The organism is Pseudomonas syringae (assembly GCF_021605415.1).
In the GTDB taxonomy this organism is placed as follows: Bacteria; Pseudomonadota; Gammaproteobacteria; order Pseudomonadales; family Pseudomonadaceae; genus Aquipseudomonas; species Aquipseudomonas syringae_S.
In genome coordinates, this window is record NZ_WKEQ01000003.1 from 189,474 (window position 1) to 205,648 (window position 16,175).

The 16,175-nt window shown below is 59.4% G+C and carries 13 protein-coding genes; 1 reads left to right on the top strand and 12 read right to left on the bottom strand.

Going from position 1 to position 16,175, the window contains the following annotated elements:
- Window positions 1–85: 85 nt before the first annotated feature.
- The 6 genes from GIW69_RS03435 to ppsA all read right to left on the bottom strand — a co-directional run bounded on the left by GIW69_RS03435 (window position 86) and on the right by ppsA (window position 6,405).
- A complete protein-coding gene (locus tag GIW69_RS03435; protein WP_007916401.1) occupies window positions 86–910 on the bottom strand; it encodes a mechanosensitive ion channel family protein in 825 nt (274 codons plus the stop codon).
- Window positions 911–912: 2 nt separating this feature from the next.
- Window positions 913–1,161, bottom strand: a complete 249-nt coding sequence (locus tag GIW69_RS03440; RefSeq protein WP_236480725.1) for a CrfX protein — start codon at window positions 1,159–1,161, stop codon at window positions 913–915.
- A gap of 63 nt (window positions 1,162–1,224) precedes the next feature.
- Window positions 1,225–2,220 carry a divalent cation transporter CmaX gene (cmaX, locus tag GIW69_RS03445; RefSeq protein ID WP_236480726.1) on the bottom strand — a complete coding sequence of 332 codons (996 nt, stop codon included), beginning with the start codon at window positions 2,218–2,220 and terminating at the stop codon, window positions 1,225–1,227.
- Window positions 2,221–2,242: 22 nt separating this feature from the next.
- Entirely contained in the window at window positions 2,243–2,734 is a 492-nt protein-coding gene (rraA, locus tag GIW69_RS03450; protein WP_236480727.1) for a ribonuclease E activity regulator RraA, read from the bottom strand.
- A gap of 209 nt (window positions 2,735–2,943) precedes the next feature.
- Window positions 2,944–3,933: an alpha/beta fold hydrolase gene (locus tag GIW69_RS03455; RefSeq protein WP_236480728.1), complete on the bottom strand. Its 990-nt coding sequence runs from the start codon at window positions 3,931–3,933 to the stop codon at window positions 2,944–2,946.
- 96 nt (window positions 3,934–4,029) lie between these two features.
- Window positions 4,030–6,405 (bottom strand): phosphoenolpyruvate synthase, encoded by a 2,376-nt coding sequence (gene ppsA, locus GIW69_RS03460; protein ID WP_236480729.1) that lies wholly within the window; start codon window positions 6,403–6,405, stop codon window positions 4,030–4,032.
- Between the two features lie 174 nt (window positions 6,406–6,579).
- Between ppsA and ppsR the strand changes: the two genes are divergently transcribed.
- Window positions 6,580–7,398 carry a posphoenolpyruvate synthetase regulatory kinase/phosphorylase PpsR gene (gene ppsR, locus GIW69_RS03465; RefSeq protein WP_236480730.1) on the top strand — a complete coding sequence of 273 codons (819 nt, stop codon included), beginning with the start codon at window positions 6,580–6,582 and terminating at the stop codon, window positions 7,396–7,398.
- 62 nt (window positions 7,399–7,460) lie between these two features.
- Here ppsR and prpD read toward each other — a convergent pair whose 3' ends face one another.
- From prpD to GIW69_RS03495, 6 genes are all read right to left on the bottom strand, one after another.
- Window positions 7,461–8,945 carry a 2-methylcitrate dehydratase gene (gene prpD, locus GIW69_RS03470; RefSeq protein WP_236480731.1) on the bottom strand — a complete coding sequence of 495 codons (1,485 nt, stop codon included), beginning with the start codon at window positions 8,943–8,945 and terminating at the stop codon, window positions 7,461–7,463.
- 184 nt (window positions 8,946–9,129) lie between these two features.
- The gene (gene prpF, locus GIW69_RS03475; protein ID WP_236480732.1) at window positions 9,130–10,320 is read right to left on the bottom strand and encodes a 2-methylaconitate cis-trans isomerase PrpF; all 1,191 of its coding nucleotides are present in this window, start codon (window positions 10,318–10,320) and stop codon (window positions 9,130–9,132) included.
- A 52-nt stretch (window positions 10,321–10,372) separates the two neighbouring features.
- Window positions 10,373–12,967, bottom strand: coding sequence for a Fe/S-dependent 2-methylisocitrate dehydratase AcnD (gene acnD, locus GIW69_RS03480; protein ID WP_236480733.1), 2,595 nt, complete (start codon window positions 12,965–12,967; stop codon window positions 10,373–10,375).
- 202 nt (window positions 12,968–13,169) lie between these two features.
- A complete protein-coding gene (gene prpC, locus GIW69_RS03485) occupies window positions 13,170–14,297 on the bottom strand; it encodes a bifunctional 2-methylcitrate synthase/citrate synthase (RefSeq protein WP_236480734.1) in 1,128 nt (375 codons plus the stop codon).
- 155 nt (window positions 14,298–14,452) lie between these two features.
- Window positions 14,453–15,343 carry a methylisocitrate lyase gene (prpB, locus tag GIW69_RS03490; RefSeq protein WP_236480735.1) on the bottom strand — a complete coding sequence of 297 codons (891 nt, stop codon included), beginning with the start codon at window positions 15,341–15,343 and terminating at the stop codon, window positions 14,453–14,455.
- A complete protein-coding gene (locus GIW69_RS03495; protein WP_496570893.1) occupies window positions 15,340–16,062 on the bottom strand; it encodes a GntR family transcriptional regulator in 723 nt (240 codons plus the stop codon). Before GIW69_RS03495 ends, prpB begins: the two co-directional genes overlap by 4 nt.
- Window positions 16,063–16,175: the final 113 nt, after the last annotated feature.

Sequence of the window (16,175 nt, forward strand, 5' to 3'; positions counted from 1 at the left end):
GTCGTGCCGACAGTCAGGTCAATGTCCACCGCAGCCAGCTCGAAGCGGCATTTTGCGGCGGCATACATTAGCAGGGTTTGCCGGGTTAGCGGCTACTCACATGCTGTTCCAGCAGGATCCGATTGGAAAGAGAGACTAGCTCACCCTCATCGGTCAGCAATGTGGTTTTAACCGTGCCGATCTCTTCGATCTGGCCTTCGACCTCGCCAACACGCACTTGTTGCCCAACCTGATACAACTCACGCACATAGATTCCCGCAAGAATCTGACCGGCAATTTCCCGGCTTCCCAAACCCATGGCCAGCGCAACTGCCAGACCAACGGTAATCAAAACAATGACAATCACATGGTTCAGCAGGTCAGTCTTGACCTCCAGCTGACTGATGGCCACCGAGATACTGATGATAATCACCAGCCCCTGTGCAATCCGTCCCAGTCCGGAAGCGTAGTCCAGGCCTACGCCCTCTGCCGCCCCGCGCACCAGCCCATTGGCCAATTGCGCGAGCAAAACACCTACCAGCAACACCAGCGCGGCGCCAAACACTTTCGGCAAATACAACGCTAACATGTCAAGCGTAGCTGAAACTCGCTCAAGTCCAAGGGATTCTGCCGCAGAAACTAAAAATATTAGCAGAACGAACCAATAAACGATCTTCCCGATCAACGTAGAAATCGGAACCTGCAGCCCTGCACGGGACATCAGCTTGGTCAGGCCGGTGCCACCCATCAGGCGATCAAGGCCCAATTTGGCCAGCAGCTTGGACAGCAGTGTGTCGAGCAACTTGGCCACAACGAATCCCAGCAATAGCACCACAAGGGCGCCGAACAGGTTCGGTATGAAATTGGCGACTTTAGTCCACAACGCAGTCATTGCAGTGACGAGGCTCTGAGTCCAGAGATCAAGTTCCATATTCAATCAGCCTTATCAGCAGTGCGAGCGGTAGGTTTACGGTGACGGGAGACCGGCGAGACATGGGCCGATCCGTTGTTCAGGGCGATCATCAGCGCGGGCAACCAGCGGCCCAGCAGGCTGAACAAATCGCCGGCGCCGACCTGACGGTTGGCGGTTTTGAGCACGCGACCCAGGCAGGCATCGTCGTCGCGGCTGGACGGCGACGCGTTGAGCATGTCGCGCAAAGACTGTTCAAACGGATCGTGCATACGCACCTCTCGTGATGTCTGTGAAAGACGCGGTCAGTTTTGGCCGGGTCACATGAAGCATGTTCAGACCCACCGCAAACGGCGGAACAACCACCATTGACCGAGCGCCACCGAAACCATCAGCAGGCACGCCACGAGGAAGCCATAAGGGCTCGCCGAGAAGGGAATGCCGCCGACGTTGATGCCCAGCAGACCGGTCAGAAAACTCATCGGAAGAAAGATTCCGGTGATGATTCCGAAGCGGTACATGGTGCGGTTCATGCGCACGCTCAAACGCCGGTCTTCAGCCTCCAGCACAAGCCCCACGCGCTCTCGGGTCAATTCGAGTTCTTCCAGATAGCGGGTCAGGCTGTTGTTCAATTCGTTCCAGTAGTCAGCATCGTCGTCGACAAACCATGGCAATTTGAACCGGGTCAGTTGGCCGAAAATATCCCGCTGCGGAGCCAGAAAACGCTTCAGTCCGGCGGCCCTGCGACGGATGTGCAAAATGGCGCCGTGCTCCGGAGTATACCGTTCGTCGGCATCCAGTTTTTCTTCCTCTTCATCGACCACTTCCGAGAGGCAGGTGACCAGATCCTGCACTTTATTGGTGAGGTTCTGCGCCAGGTAGAGGATGAGTTCCGACGCGGTTTTCGGCCCCTTGCCTTCGCCCAGTTGCACCAACAGTTCATCGGTCGCGCGCAGCGGCCGCAAACGCAGGGAGATGACCCGTTGAGCCGAGGCGAAGATCCGCACCGAAACCATGTCTTCCGGCTCGGCACCGGGATTGAGATTGACCCCGCGCAAAAACAGCAGCAACTCGCCTTCCGGCAGCGGTAACAAACGGGGACGGGTGTTTTCCTCCAGAAGCAAATCGCAGGTGAACTCATTGAGCCCACTGGATTTGCGCAGCCACGTCTGGGTCTGCGGATGACTGCGATCCCAATGCAGCCACAGGCTTTCATGAGCCTTTAATTGCAAATCGTCGAGTTCAGTCCGGGCTATCGAACGCGCACCGCCCCTTCCGTCCAGCACCAGGGCATGCACCAGCCCCCATTGCGCGTTTTCTTCCTCGAACATCCGCATCCCTTTGATTGGTGGCTTATTCAGGCATTTTCAGCGGGCTTGGCGAGACGATCACGCCGTTGTTGTCCGCATAAATGAAGTGGCCCGGATGAAACGTTACGCCAGCAAACGTCACCGCGACGTTGAGGTCACCAATGCCGCGTTTGTCGGTTTTCATCGGATGGCTGGCCAGGGCCTGAACGCCAAGGTCGGTCTGGGCAATGACGTCGACGTCACGGATGCAGCCGTAGATTACCAGCCCTTCCCAACCGTTTTTCGCGGCTTTCTCGGCAATCATGTCACCCAGCAGCGCGCGACGCAGGGATCCGCCGCCATCGACCACCAGGACTTTGCCGTTACCCTTGAGTTCGGCTTGCTCTTTGACCAGCGAGTTGTCTTCGAAGCATTTGATGGTCACGATCTCGCCGCCGAAGGAATCACGGCCACCGAAATTGCTGAACATCGGTTCAAGCACCTGCACCAGCTCCGGATAGGCGTCGCACAGGTCAGGCGTGAGGTAATGGTTCATCGAAAAACTCCTGTTAAAAGGAAGACGATCAAGAATGTCGCATTCGAGTGAAACGAGTTCCGGCGGTCGCTGTTTACCTTAGCCCATGGCATCAAGCGTCTTGAACGCGATACCGTCCCAGCAACCAAATGTGACCAGAACCACGCAGCGCGTCATATCTTAGCCGCAAGCCGATACGAACGAAATGCCCTTTTCAGAGCCAGATCCCTTCACCCCGCCGCCGCAAGATCAGACTTCTCGCCCAATAACGGCGTCTGTTGGTCGCCAAGCCAGCGCGCCACCAATGGCCAGACTTCAACCTGCGCAGCCTTGCTCACCAACATTTCGACATGACCGAAATTCTCGTTGAAGCCCTGTTCGCAGCCCAGATTGATGAACTGTTTGTACTCCGATCCAATGTGCTCGAACAGCTTGCGACAGGCCCACTCCGGATCCTGATGATCCCCTGCCGCACTGACCATTAGCACTGGCAATTGCACGTTGGCCAGACCTGCCCACCAATCGTTGTCTTTCTCGCCAAAGCGCCCGAACAGCCCGAACCAGCGCATGCTCTCCAGCGCCAGACCAATCGGCTCATCTTCCGGGCCGCGCTTGAGGCGTGAGCCGGACAATTGCGCGAATCGCTTGAGAATAAAACGTCCGCTCCATTCAACCGGCGGAATTTTCAACGGCCAGTACGTGCGGCTGACCTGGGTGCCGAAAAACGCCGCCGACGCCACCGCCGGCTCACCGAGGTATTCACCGCCCAGCGCCGCCGCCAATGTGATGCCGCCCAGCGAATGGCCGATCCAGTGGGGAATCTGCCCACTCTGCTCACGGACAAACGCGCCAATCGCCGGCAAATCGTAACGGGCATAGTCGGCGACGCGGTTGTTGCGGTAGTTCTCGTTGCGCTGGGACAAGCCATGGCCGCGCATCTCGGGGATCCACACGTCAAAGCCCAGACGCGCCAAATGAGCGCCGAGCCCCAGGCCTTTCGGCGAATACCAGAAGCGACGGTTGGAAAAGCTGCCGTGCAACAGAATGACCGGCACGCCACGGGCCTGCGCTTCATCCGCCATGCCGAGACGGGTGACGGCCAGCTCCACGGACCAATCCGGGCTGTTGCCCGGTTTCAATCGATAAACATCTTCGCTCAGATCGCCGCGCCGCTCGGCGCTGATCAGGGCGACAGGAAATAGGTCACTGCTGCTTTGCATAATGCTCTTGCACAAAAAAGGGCGGCATCCGAAGAGCCCGCCCTACTTCAATCTAAAAGAGGCTCCCCTGTAGGAGCGAGCCTCCTCACTCACCGATCAAGCCGGGGCCTGACCCTCAGCCAGGAAGAACCAGGTCTCCAGCACGGTGTCCGGGTTCAACGAAACACTTTCGATGCCCTGCTCCATCAGCCACTTGGCCAGATCCGGGTGATCGGAAGGGCCCTGGCCGCAGATGCCGATGTACTTGCCGGCCTTGTTGCACGCGGCAATGGCGTTGGCCAGCAGCTTCTTGACCGCTGGATTACGCTCATCGAACAGGTGCGCGATGATCCCCGAGTCACGATCCAGGCCCAGGGTCAGCTGAGTCAGGTCGTTGGAGCCGATTGAGAAACCGTCGAAAAATTCGAGGAATTCCTCGGCAAGGATCGCGTTCGACGGCAGCTCGCACATCATGATCACGCGCAGACCGTTTTCGCCACGCTTCAAGCCGTTTTCGGCGAGCAGATCGACCACCTGACTGGCTTCGCCGAGGGTGCGCACGAATGGCACCATGATTTCGACGTTGGTCAGGCCCATCTCGTTGCGCACGCGTTTGAGTGCGCGGCATTCGAGTTCGAAGCAGTCACGGAACGATTCGCTGATGTAACGCGAAGCGCCACGGAAGCCCAGCATCGGGTTTTCTTCTTCCGGCTCGTATAGTTTGCCGCCGATCAGGTTCGCGTATTCGTTGGACTTGAAGTCCGACAGACGCACGATGACCTTCTTCGGTGCGAACGCAGCAGCCAGGGTGCTGATGCCTTCGACCAGCTTATCGACATAGAAGCCGACCGGATCGTCGTAACCGGCGATGCGCTTGTCGACGCTCTCCTTGATCTCTTGCGGCAGACCGTCGTAGTTCAGCAGCGCCTTGGGGTGCACGCCGATCATGCGATTGATGATGAACTCCAGACGGGCCAGGCCCACACCGGCGTTCGGCAACTGCGCGAAGTCGAAGGCGCGATCCGGGTTGCCAACGTTCATCATGATCTTGAACGGCAGCTCTGGCATGGCGTCCACGGAGTTTTTCTTGATGTCGAAGCCCAGTTCACCTTCGAAGATGTAACCGGTATCGCCTTCGGCGCAGGACACGGTCACGCCCTGGCCATCCTTCAGCAGTTGAGTGGCGTTGCCGCAACCGACCACGGCCGGAATGCCCAGCTCACGCGCGATGATCGCGGCGTGGCAGGTACGACCACCACGATTGGTGACGATGGCGCTGGCGCGCTTCATGACCGGTTCCCAGTCCGGGTCGGTCATGTCGGAGACCAGTACGTCGCCGGGCTGGACTTTGTCCATTTCCGACACGTCTTTGATGATCCGCACCTTGCCGGCGCCGATGCGCTGGCCGATGGCACGACCTTCCACCAGCACGGTGCCGGTTTCTTTCAGCAGGTAACGTTCCATGACGTTGGCCTGAGTGCGGCTTTTCACGGTTTCCGGGCGAGCCTGCACGATGTACAACTTGCCGTCGTCACCGTCTTTGGCCCACTCGATGTCCATCGGGCACTGGTAGTGCTTCTCGATGATCATCGCTTGCTTGGCCAGTTCGCTGACTTCAGCGTCGCTGAGGCAGAAACGTGCACGATCAGCCTTGTCGACATCGACCGTCTTCACCGAACGACCGGCCTTGGCCTCGTCGCCGTAGATCATCTTGATCGCTTTACTGCCAAGGTTGCGGCGCAAGATCGCCGGACGACCGGCATCGAGCGTGCCCTTGTGGACATAAAATTCGTCCGGGTTCACCGCGCCTTGTACAACGGTTTCGCCCAGGCCGTAGGCGCCGGTGATGAACACGACGTCACGGAAACCGGATTCAGTATCGAGGGTGAACATCACACCGGCGGTGCCGGTTTCCGAACGCACCATGCGCTGCACGCCAGCCGACAGGGCGACCAGTTTGTGGTCGAAGCCCTGATGCACGCGGTAGGAAATGGCACGATCGTTGAACAGCGAAGCGAACACCTCTTTGGCGGCGCGGATAACGTTTTCCACACCACGAATGTTCAGGAAGGTTTCCTGCTGGCCGGCGAAAGAAGCGTCCGGCAAGTCTTCGGCGGTAGCGGAAGAACGCACGGCGACGGCAACGTCAGGGTTGCCCGCCGACAGCGCGGCGAACGCAGTGCGGATCTCGGCATTGAGCTTTTCAGGGAATTCGGCGTCCATGATCCATTGACGGATCTGGGCGCCGGTCTTGGCGAGGGCATTGACGTCATCGACGTCCAGGGCGTCGAGCGCATCGTGGATCTGCTGGTTCAAGCCGCTCAGTTCGAGGAAATCACGATAAGCCTGAGCCGTCGTGGCGAAGCCGCCGGGGACCGAAACACCGGCGCCTGCCAGGTTGCTGATCATCTCGCCCAGGGATGCGTTCTTGCCCCCCACATGCTCAACATCGTGTTTGCCGAGCTTATCGAGGGAAACTACGTACTCTACCAAGGTGATCTCTCCACTAACTGTGTTGGAAAAGCTCAGAAACCGGCGGCTCGGGGGAGCATTGGCCGGTTGTATGGCCTGGACCTGGAAAATAAGTGAGAATGCGGGCCATTGGCGGCCGGCAAATCGCGCCTATCATATCCAGAAATACTCATTAGCTTAAGGCCCAAGGTGCAAATGAAACGATCTGCTTTCTTTATCTCCGATGGCACCGGCATTACCGCCGAAACCCTGGGTCAAAGCCTCCTGGCGCAGTTCGAAAACATTACCTTCAGCAAATTCACGCGACCGTACATCGACAGCGTTGAAAAAGCGCGGGCCATGGTACAACAAATCAACAAAGCCGCCGAAGCCGACGGCATGCGGCCGATTATCTTCGACACCATCGTCAATCAGAACATCCGTGAGATTCTCGCAACGTCGAATGGTTTCATGATCGACATTTTCTCGACCTTCCTGGCGCCGCTCGAGCAGGAACTGACCGAGCATTCCTCCTATTCCGTGGGCAAATCCCACTCCATCGGGCACAACTCCAATTACATGGAACGCATCGAGGCAGTGAACTTCGCCCTCGACAACGATGACGGCGCCCGCACGCACTATTACGACAAGGCCGATCTGATACTAGTGGGCGTGTCGCGATGCGGCAAAACACCGACGTGTTTGTACATGGCCATGCAGTTTGGCATCCGCGCGGCCAACTATCCCCTGACCGAAGACGACATGGAGCGCCTGCAACTGCCAGCCGCCCTGCGCGCGCATCAGCACAAGCTGTTCGGCCTGACCATCGACCCCGACCGCCTCACCGCCATCCGCAACGAACGCAAGCCCAACAGCCGCTATTCGAGTTACGCCCAGTGCGAATTCGAAGTGCGCGAAGTGGAAAATCTGTTCCGACGCGAGAACATTCCGAATATCAATTCCACGCATTTTTCGGTGGAAGAGATTTCCGCGAAAATCCTCGTTGAGAAAGGCGTGGAGCGGCGCTTCAAATAAAGCTGTATTGCCTGATCTGGTGCCATCGCTGGCAAGCCAGCGATGAACGATAACGCGTTCTTTCAGATAACAAACAAATCGACAAACCGATGCACGGGTGTGGCCTCCAGCTGCGCCTGATCCTTGCACAAGCCGAATATTTCCTCGCTACGCTGACCGGTGAATCGTGTCAGCAGATTCGCCCTGAATTTTTCTTCCAGCAGTGGGACACCTTCAACCCGGCGCCGACGGTGGCCGATCGGGTATTCCACCACGAGGTTTTCGGTGCTGGTGCCATCCTTGAAAAACACCTGCACTGCGTTGGCAATCGAACGTTTATCTGACTCCAGATATTCACGGGTGAAGCGCGGCTCCTCGACGATGACCATTTTCTCGCGCAACACGTCGATGATCGGATGCGCCCTGTGGAAATCGTCCTCGTACTGTTCCGCCACCAGATTGCCGAACGCCAGCGGTACGGCGGTCATGTACTGGAGACAGTGGTCGCGGTCGGCGGCGTTGGCCAGCGGGCCGACCTTGGAAATGATGCGAATCGCCGATTCGTGGGTAGTGATGACGATGCGGTCGATTTCGTGCAGGCGATTGCGCACTTGCGGATGCAGCATCACCGCCGCTTCACACGCCGTCTGCGCATGGAATTCAGCGGGGAAGCTGATTTTGAACAACACGTGCTCCATCACATAACTGCCAAACGGACGCGAAAAGCTGAAGGCGCGCTTGTCCTCGGGTTTCAGCGCCAGGTCGGCGTTGGTGTGGCTGAACAGCACGTCATAAAAACCCCACTGCTTGGCGCTCAACACGCCGGGAATGCCCATTTCGCCGCGCAGGGCGATGTCGGCCAGACGCACGCCACGACTGGTCGCATCCCCCGCCGCCCAGGATTTGCGCGATCCGGCGTTCGGCGCGTGACGATAGGTACGCAGCGCCTGACCGTCGGCGAACGCATGGGACAGCGCCGACAACAACTGCTCGCGAGTGGCGCCCATGAGTTTGGCGGTGACGGCGGTCGAGGCGACTTTCACCAGAATGACGTGATCGAGTCCTACACGGTTGAACGAATTCTCCAGCGCAATCACGCCCTGGATTTCGTGGGCCATGATCATTGCTTCCAGCACCGCGCGGATCGTCAACGGCGTTTCGCCATTGGCCTGGCGCTTTTGCGAGAGGTGATCGGCCACGGCAAGAATGCCACCCAGGTTGTCCGACGGATGGCCCCATTCGGCGGCGAGCCAGGTGTCGTTATAGTCGAGCCAGCGAATGATGCAGCCGATGTCCCACGCGGCTTTCACCGGATCGAGTCGATAACTCGTACCGGGAACCCGCGCACCGAATGGCACGACGGTGCCCTCGACGATGGGGCCGAGATGTTTGGTGCACTCGGGAAATCGTAACGCCAGCAATCCGCAGCCGAGGGTGTCCATCAGGCAGTTGCGCGCGGTATTGAGGGCTTCGGCGGATTCGACTTTAAAGGTAAGGACGTAATCGGCGATGTCCTGCAGGACACGGTCGTAGTCGGGACGGTTGTTCAGGTCGACGTTGGCGCTCATGTTCGATTCACTCTTGAAGTGGTTCGTTGATGGGACCTCGGTTCAGGGCTAACTTTTCTTATTGTTGAAATACGTACAACTGTAGGAGTGAGCCTGCTCGCGAAAGCGGTGTAACTGTCGACATCAATGTTGAATGTCAGATAGCAATCGCGAGCAGGCTCACTCCTACAGGGGGTGTGTTGTATCAGAAGCAGTCGCCGGGGATTCGCACGTAACCTTCCATGAGGACCCGCGCACTGCGGCTCATGATGGCTTTTTTCACGACCCATTCGCCGTTCTCGAAACTCGCCTCGGCGCCCACGCGCAAGGTGCCGGACGGATGGCCGAAACGCACGGCGCTGCGCTCGATTCCACCCGCCGCCAGATTCACCAACGTGCCGGAAATCGCTGCTGCCGTGCCAATCGCCACCGCTGCCGTGCCCATCATCGCGTGGTGCAGCTTGCCCATGGACAAGGCGCGAACCAATAGATCGACGTCGCCAGCAGCAATCGCCTTGCCGCTGGACGCCACGTAAGCCGCCGGTTTGGCGACGAACGCGACCTTTGGCGTGTGCTGCCGTTTGGCGGCTTCATCCAGATTGGCGATCAGCCCCATGCGCAGCGCTCCATGGGCGCGGATGGTTTCAAACATCAGCAACGCTTTCGGGTCGCCATTAATCGCGCCTTGCAGTTCGGTGCCGGTGTAGCCGATGTCTTCGGCATTGATAAAAATGGTCGGAATTCCAGCGTTGATCATGGTTGCCTTGAACGTGCCAACACCCGGCACTTCGAGGTCGTCGACCAGATTGCCGGTGGGAAACATCGAACCACCGCCGCCCTCTTCTTCTGCCGCCGGATCCATGAATTCCACCTGCACCTCGGCGGCCGGGAACGTCACGCCGTCGAGTTCGAAGTCGCCGGTTTCCTGGACTTCACCGTCAGTGATCGGCACATGGGCGATGATGGTCTTGCCGATGTTGGCCTGCCACACGCGCACCACCGCCACGCCGTTATGCGGTATGCGGCTGGCGTCAACCAGCCCGTTGCTGATGGCGAACGAACCGACCGCCGCCGACAGGTTGCCGCAGTTGCCGCTCCAATCGACGAAGGGCTTATCGATGGACACCTGACCGAACAGGTAATCGACGTCGTGATCGGCCTTGATGCTTTTCGACAGGATCACGGTTTTGCTGGTGCTCGACGTCGCGCCGCCCATGCCGTCGATCTGCTTGTCGTACGGGTCGGGGCTGCCGATTACTCGCAGCAATAATGCATCGCGGGCCGGACCGGGAATCTGTGCCGCTTGTGGCAAGTCATTCAGGCTGAAAAACACGCCTTTGCTCGTGCCGCCTCGCATGTACGTGGCGGGGATTTTGATTTGCGGTGTGTGAGCCATGGTGCTCCTTCACGAAGGCGTGGACTTGAATCCCACGCCCACATCAGTTGATTTAGACGGCAACCGCCGACTCTTCGAGGAAGTCCTGGGCGAAGCGCTGCAACACGCCGCCGGCCTCGTAGATCGAGACTTCTTCGGCGGTGTCGAGACGGCAAGTCACTGGCACATCGACGCGCTCGCCGTTCTTGCGATGGATCACCAGCGTCAGGTCTGCGCGCGGTTTACGGTCACCGATCACGTCGTAGGTTTCGCTGCCATCAATCGCCAGGGTATGACGGTCGGTGCCGGGTTTGAACTCCAGCGGCAACACACCCATGCCCACCAGGTTGGTGCGGTGAATGCGCTCGAAACCTTCGGCGGCAATCGCCTCCACACCCGCCAGTCGCACGCCTTTCGCCGCCCAGTCGCGTGACGAACCCTGACCGTAGTCGGCGCCGGCGATGATGATCAGCGGCTGCTTGCGTTCCATGTAGGTTTCGATGGCTTCCCACATGCGCATCACTTTGCCTTCCGGCTCGACGCGGGCCAGCGAACCCTGCTTGACCTTGCCGTTTTCCACGACCATTTCGTTGAACAGTTTCGGGTTGGCAAACGTGGCGCGTTGCGCGGTCAGGTGGTCGCCCCGATGGGTCGCGTACGAGTTGAAGTCTTCTTCCGGCAGGCCCATTTTCGCCAGGTATTCGCCGGCGGCGCTGTCGAGCATGATCGCGTTCGAGGGCGACAGGTGATCAGTGGTGATGTTGTCCGGCAGCACCGCCAGCGGGCGCATGCCCTTGAGCGGCCGCGCCCCGGCCAGCGCGCCTTCCCAATACGGCGGACGGCGGATGTAAGTGCTCATCTCACGCCAGTCGTACAGCGGCGCGACTTTCGGGCCGGTGTCCTCATGCACCGCGAACATCGGAATGTACACCTGACGGAACTGTTCAGGCTTGACCGACGACTTGACCACGGCATCGATTTCTTCGTCGCTCGGCCAAATGTCCTTGAGGCGAATTTCCTTGCCATCGACCACGCCGAGTACGTCTTTTTCGATGTCGAAACGGATGGTGCCGGCAATCGCATAAGCGACCACAAGCGGCGGCGACGCAAGAAACGCTTGCTTGGCGTACGGGTGAATCCGGCCATCGAAGTTGCGGTTGCCCGACAGCACGGCGGTGGCGTACAGATCGCGGTCGATGATTTCCTGCTGGATCACCGGATCCAGCGCACCAGACATGCCGTTGCAGGTAGTGCAGGCAAACGCCACGACGCCGAAACCGAGCTGTTCCAGCTCCGAGGTCAGCCCCGCTTCGTCAAGGTACAGCGCGACGGTTTTCGAACCCGGCGCCAGGGAGGATTTCACCCACGGCTTGCGGGTCAGCCCGAGGCGGTTGGCGTTGCGCGCGATGAGGCCGGCGGCAATCACGTTGCGCGGGTTGCTGGTGTTGGTGCAACTGGTGATGGCGGCGATGATCACCGCGCCGTCGGGCATTTGCCCCGGCACGTCTTGCCATTCGCCGGAGATGCCTTTGGCGGCCAGATCCGACGTTGCGACGCGGGCGTGCGGGTTGCTCGGGCCGGCCATGTTACGCACCACCGAGGACAGATCGAAGCTCAGGCCGCGCTCGTATTGCGCGCCTTTGAGACTGTCCGCCCACAGGCCGGTGGTCTTGGCATAGTGCTCGACGAGCTGCACTTGCTGGTCTTCGCGGCCCGTCAGTTTGAGGTAGTCGATGGTCTGCTGGTCGATGTAGAACATCGCAGCGGTGGCGCCGTATTCCGGGGCCATGTTGGAAATGGTCGCACGGTCGCCGAGGGTCAGCGCTGATGCGCCTTCGCCGAAAAATTCCAGCCAAGCGCCAACGACTTTCTGTTGGCGCAGGTATTCGGTCAGCGCCAGCACCATGTCGGTGGCGGTGATGCCCGGTTGCAGCTTGCCGGTCAATTCGACGCCGACGCTTTCCGGCAGACGCATCCACGAGGCGCGGCCGAGCATTACGCTCTCGGCCTCAAGGCCACCGACGCCGATGGCGATCACGCCCAATGCGTCGACATGCGGAGTATGGCTGTCGGTGCCGACGCAGGTGTCGGGGAACGCCACGCCGTCGCGCACCTGGATCACCGGAGACATTTTCTCCAGGTTGATCTGGTGCATGATGCCGTTGCCCGGCGGGATCACGTCGACGTTCTTGAACGCTTTTTTCGTCCAGTTGATGAAGTGGAAGCGGTCTTCGTTGCGACGGTCTTCGATGGCGCGGTTCTTCTCGAACGCCTGGGCATCGAAACCGCCCGCTTCCACCGCCAGCGAATGGTCGACGATCAATTGCGTCGGCACCACCGGGTTGACCTGCGCCGGATCCCCGCCCTGCTGAGCAATGGCGTCGCGCAGGCCGGCCAGATCCACCAGCGCGGTCTGGCCGAGAATGTCGTGGCACACCACACGGGCCGGGAACCATGGAAAGTCGAGATCGCGTTTGCGTTCGATCAACTGTTTCAGTGAAGCGGTGAGCGTGGCCGGGTCGCAGCGACGCACGAGGTTTTCCGCCAGCACGCGGGAGGTGTACGGCAGAGTGTCGTAACTGCCGGGCTGAATCGCTTCGACCGCCGCGCGGACGTCGAAGTAATCCAGAGGGCTGCCGGGCAGCGATTTGCGGAATTGAGTGTTCATCGGTCAGGACTCAGGTCACGGTAGTTTCTAAAGGTGAGCCAGATACCACCTTGAGTTCACCTGGCACCCTGTGGGAGCTGGCTTGCCAGCGATGACTGAGTCAGATCCAACATAGATGTCGACTGACCCCACCGCTATCGCTGGCAAGCCAGCTCCCACAAGGATTTCGGTGCATTCAATATGGGCGTTCTGGCTTCCCCACTTAGCGACGTTCGATTGGCACGAACTTGCGCTGTTCGACGCCGACGTATTCGGCGCTTGGACGGATGATGCGGTTGTTGGCACGTTGTTCGAAGACATGCGCGGCCCAGCCCGTCAGACGTGAGCAGACGAAGATCGGCGTGAACAGCTTGGTCGGAATACCCATGAAGTGGTACGCCGACGCATGGTAGAAATCGGCGTTGGGGAACAGCTTTTTCTGTTCCCACATGGTTTTGTCGATGGCTTCGGAAACCGGGAACAACACCTTGTCGCCCACTTCGTCGGCGAGTTTTTTCGACCAGCCCTTGATCACCTCGTTGCGCGGATCGCTGTCTTTATAGATCGCGTGGCCGAAGCCCATGATCTTGTCCTTACGCTCAAGCATGCCGAGGGTGCCTTTGACCGCCTCTTCCGGCGACGAGAAGCGCTCAATCATTTCCATCGCTGCTTCGTTGGCGCCGCCGTGCAGCGGACCGCGCAGGGAACCGATGGCCGCAGTGACGCAGGAATACAGATCCGACAGGGTCGATGCACACACCCGGGCGGTGAAGGTCGAGGCGTTGAATTCGTGCTCGGCGTAGAGGATCAGCGACACGTTCATCACTTTGACGTGCAGCTCGCTCGGCTTCTTGCCATGCAACAAATGCAGGAAATGGCCGCCGATGGTCGGCTCGTCGCTGGTGCAATCGATGCGCTTGCCGTCGTGGCTGTAGCGATACCAGTAGCACATGATGGCCGGGAACGCGGCGAGCAAGCGGTCGGTCTTGTCGCGCTGCTCGGAGAAGTCTTTCTCCGGCTCAATGTTGCCGAGGAACGAGCAACCGGTGCGCATCACGTCCATCGGGTGGGCGTCGGCGGGGATGCGTTCGAGCACTTCTTTCAGCGCTGGCGGCAGGTCGCGCAGCTTGCCCAGTTTGCGTTGATAGTCGGCGAGTTGCGCCTTGCTCGGCAGTTCGCCGTAGAGCAGCAGATAGGCAACTTCTTCAAACTCGGCGTCTGCCGCCAGATCACGAACATCGTAACCACGATATGTCAGACCGGCACCGGCCTGGCCCACGGTGGACAGTGCGGTTTGCCCGGCGACTTGGCCACGGAGCCCGGCGCCACTGAGTACTTTTGCTTCGGCCATTGCTTTCTCCAATCTTGAATTTGTTAGGGAATCTGCAATTGATGGGTGATGCCGATAAGATCGTCCGAACGCGGCCCGAGCCCTCGGCAGCTCCTCCATTGATCGCGTTCGGCATTCCTTTATAGGAGCTGCCGAAGGCTGCGATCTTTTGATCTTTATTTCTTCGCGGCAAACAACGCATCGAGCTTCTGCTCGAAGGTGTGGTAGTCGATGCGATCGTAAAGCTCCATACGCGTCTGCATGGTGTCGATGACATTCTGTTGTGTGCCGTCGCGGCGGATCGCGGTGTAGACGTTTTCCGCCGCTTTGTTCATCGCGCGGAATGCCGACAGCGGGTACAACACCAGCGATACATCGGCACCGGCCAATTGCTCGGTGGTGTACAGCGGCGTGGCGCCAAATTCAGTGATGTTGGCCAGGATCGGCGCTTTCACGCGGTTGGCGAACAGTTTGTACATGTCCAGCTCGGTGATGGCTTCCGGGAAAATCATGTCGGCGCCAGCCTCGATGCACGCGGCGGCGCGATCCAGTGCCGATTCCAGACCTTCCACCGCCAGGGCGTCGGTGCGCGCCATGATCACGAAGCTGTCGTCGGTGCGGGCATCGACGGCAGCCTTGATGCGGTCGACCATTTCCTGCTGGGACACGATCTCTTTATTAGGACGGTGGCCGCAGCGCTTGGCGCCGACCTGGTCTTCAATATGAATCGCCGCCGCGCCGAACTTGATCATCGATTTAACCGTGCGCGCTACGTTGAACGCCGAGGAACCGAAACCGGTATCCACATCGACCAGCAGCGGCAGATCGCAAACGTCGGTGATGCGGCGCACGTCGGTCAGCACGTCATCCAGGCCGGTGATACCCAGATCCGGCACGCCGAGCGAGCCTGCAGCCACCCCGCCGCCGGACAGGTAAATGGCCTTGAAACCGGCGCGTTTGGCCAGCAAGGCGTGGTTGGCGTTGATCGCGCCCACCACTTGCAGCGGATGCTCGCTGGCGACCGCATCGCGAAAACGCTGGCCTGGAGTGCTGTTGTTGAAACTCATGACTCACCTCGTTCAGTGGCTGTCGGGTTGGCGCCGTCCTGGTAATGACGGGCGATATTGCGTTTCGAGGCGCCGATGTGACGGCGCATCAAGAGTTCGGCCAGCTCGCCGTCACGGTCGGCGATGGCATCGAGAATCCGGTGGTGCTCGGCGAAGGCCTGGCGCGGACGGTTCGGCGTGGTGGAAAACTGAATCCGGTACATGCGCACCAGTTGATACAACTCGCCGCAGAGCATTTGGCTCAAGGTGCGGTTGCCACTGCCCTGGATGATTCGGTAATGAAAGTCGAAATCGCCTTCCTGCTGGTAGTAACCGACGCCGGCCTGGAACGCGGCGTCGCGCTCATGAGTTTCCAGTACCTGACGCAGTTCGTCGATTTCTTCGACGCTCATGCGTTCGGCCGCCAGACGGCAGGCCATGCCTTCAAGGGATTCGCGGATTTCGTAGAGTTCGAGCAATTCGGCGTGGCTCAGTGACACGACCCGTGCGCCGACGTGCGGTACTCGCACAAGGAGACGCTGGCCTTCCAGACGGTGAATGGCCTCGCGTAGCGGCCCGCGGCTGATGCCGTAGGTGCGCGCCAGCTCCGGCTCGGAGATCTTGCTGCCCGGGGCAATCTCGCCTTTGACGATGGCCGCCTGAATGCGCCGGAAGACGTTTTCCGAAAGCGTCTCAGAATCGTCTGCGCTTGTGACCGGGGGATCGAGTTGATCCAGCATGATTGTCGACACCTTTAAATCCGATGCGGCAAAAACTAGCCAATTGAAGCGCATTCGTCAAAGGTTAAATGGGTATTGTCGACAATCGTCTAATAACGACGGGCAATCCTCCA

Coding starts and splice junctions, on each gene's coding strand:
- GIW69_RS03435 (WP_007916401.1), bottom strand. CDS start 910: ATGGAACTTGATCTCTGGACTCAGAGCCTCGTCACTGCAATGACTGCG.
- GIW69_RS03440 (WP_236480725.1), bottom strand. CDS start 1,161: ATGCACGATCCGTTTGAACAGTCTTTGCGCGACATGCTCAACGCGTCG.
- cmaX (WP_236480726.1), bottom strand. CDS start 2,220: ATGTTCGAGGAAGAAAACGCGCAATGGGGGCTGGTGCATGCCCTGGTG.
- rraA (WP_236480727.1), bottom strand. CDS start 2,734: ATGAACCATTACCTCACGCCTGACCTGTGCGACGCCTATCCGGAGCTG.
- GIW69_RS03455 (WP_236480728.1), bottom strand. CDS start 3,933: ATGCAAAGCAGCAGTGACCTATTTCCTGTCGCCCTGATCAGCGCCGAG.
- ppsR (WP_236480730.1), top strand. CDS start 6,580: ATGAAACGATCTGCTTTCTTTATCTCCGATGGCACCGGCATTACCGCC.
- prpD (WP_236480731.1), bottom strand. CDS start 8,945: ATGAGCGCCAACGTCGACCTGAACAACCGTCCCGACTACGACCGTGTC.
- prpF (WP_236480732.1), bottom strand. CDS start 10,320: ATGGCTCACACACCGCAAATCAAAATCCCCGCCACGTACATGCGAGGC.
- acnD (WP_236480733.1), bottom strand. CDS start 12,967: ATGAACACTCAATTCCGCAAATCGCTGCCCGGCAGCCCTCTGGATTAC.
- prpC (WP_236480734.1), bottom strand. CDS start 14,297: ATGGCCGAAGCAAAAGTACTCAGTGGCGCCGGGCTCCGTGGCCAAGTC.
- prpB (WP_236480735.1), bottom strand. CDS start 15,343: ATGAGTTTCAACAACAGCACTCCAGGCCAGCGTTTTCGCGATGCGGTC.
- GIW69_RS03495 (WP_496570893.1), bottom strand. CDS start 16,062: ATGCTGGATCAACTCGATCCCCCGGTCACAAGCGCAGACGATTCTGAG.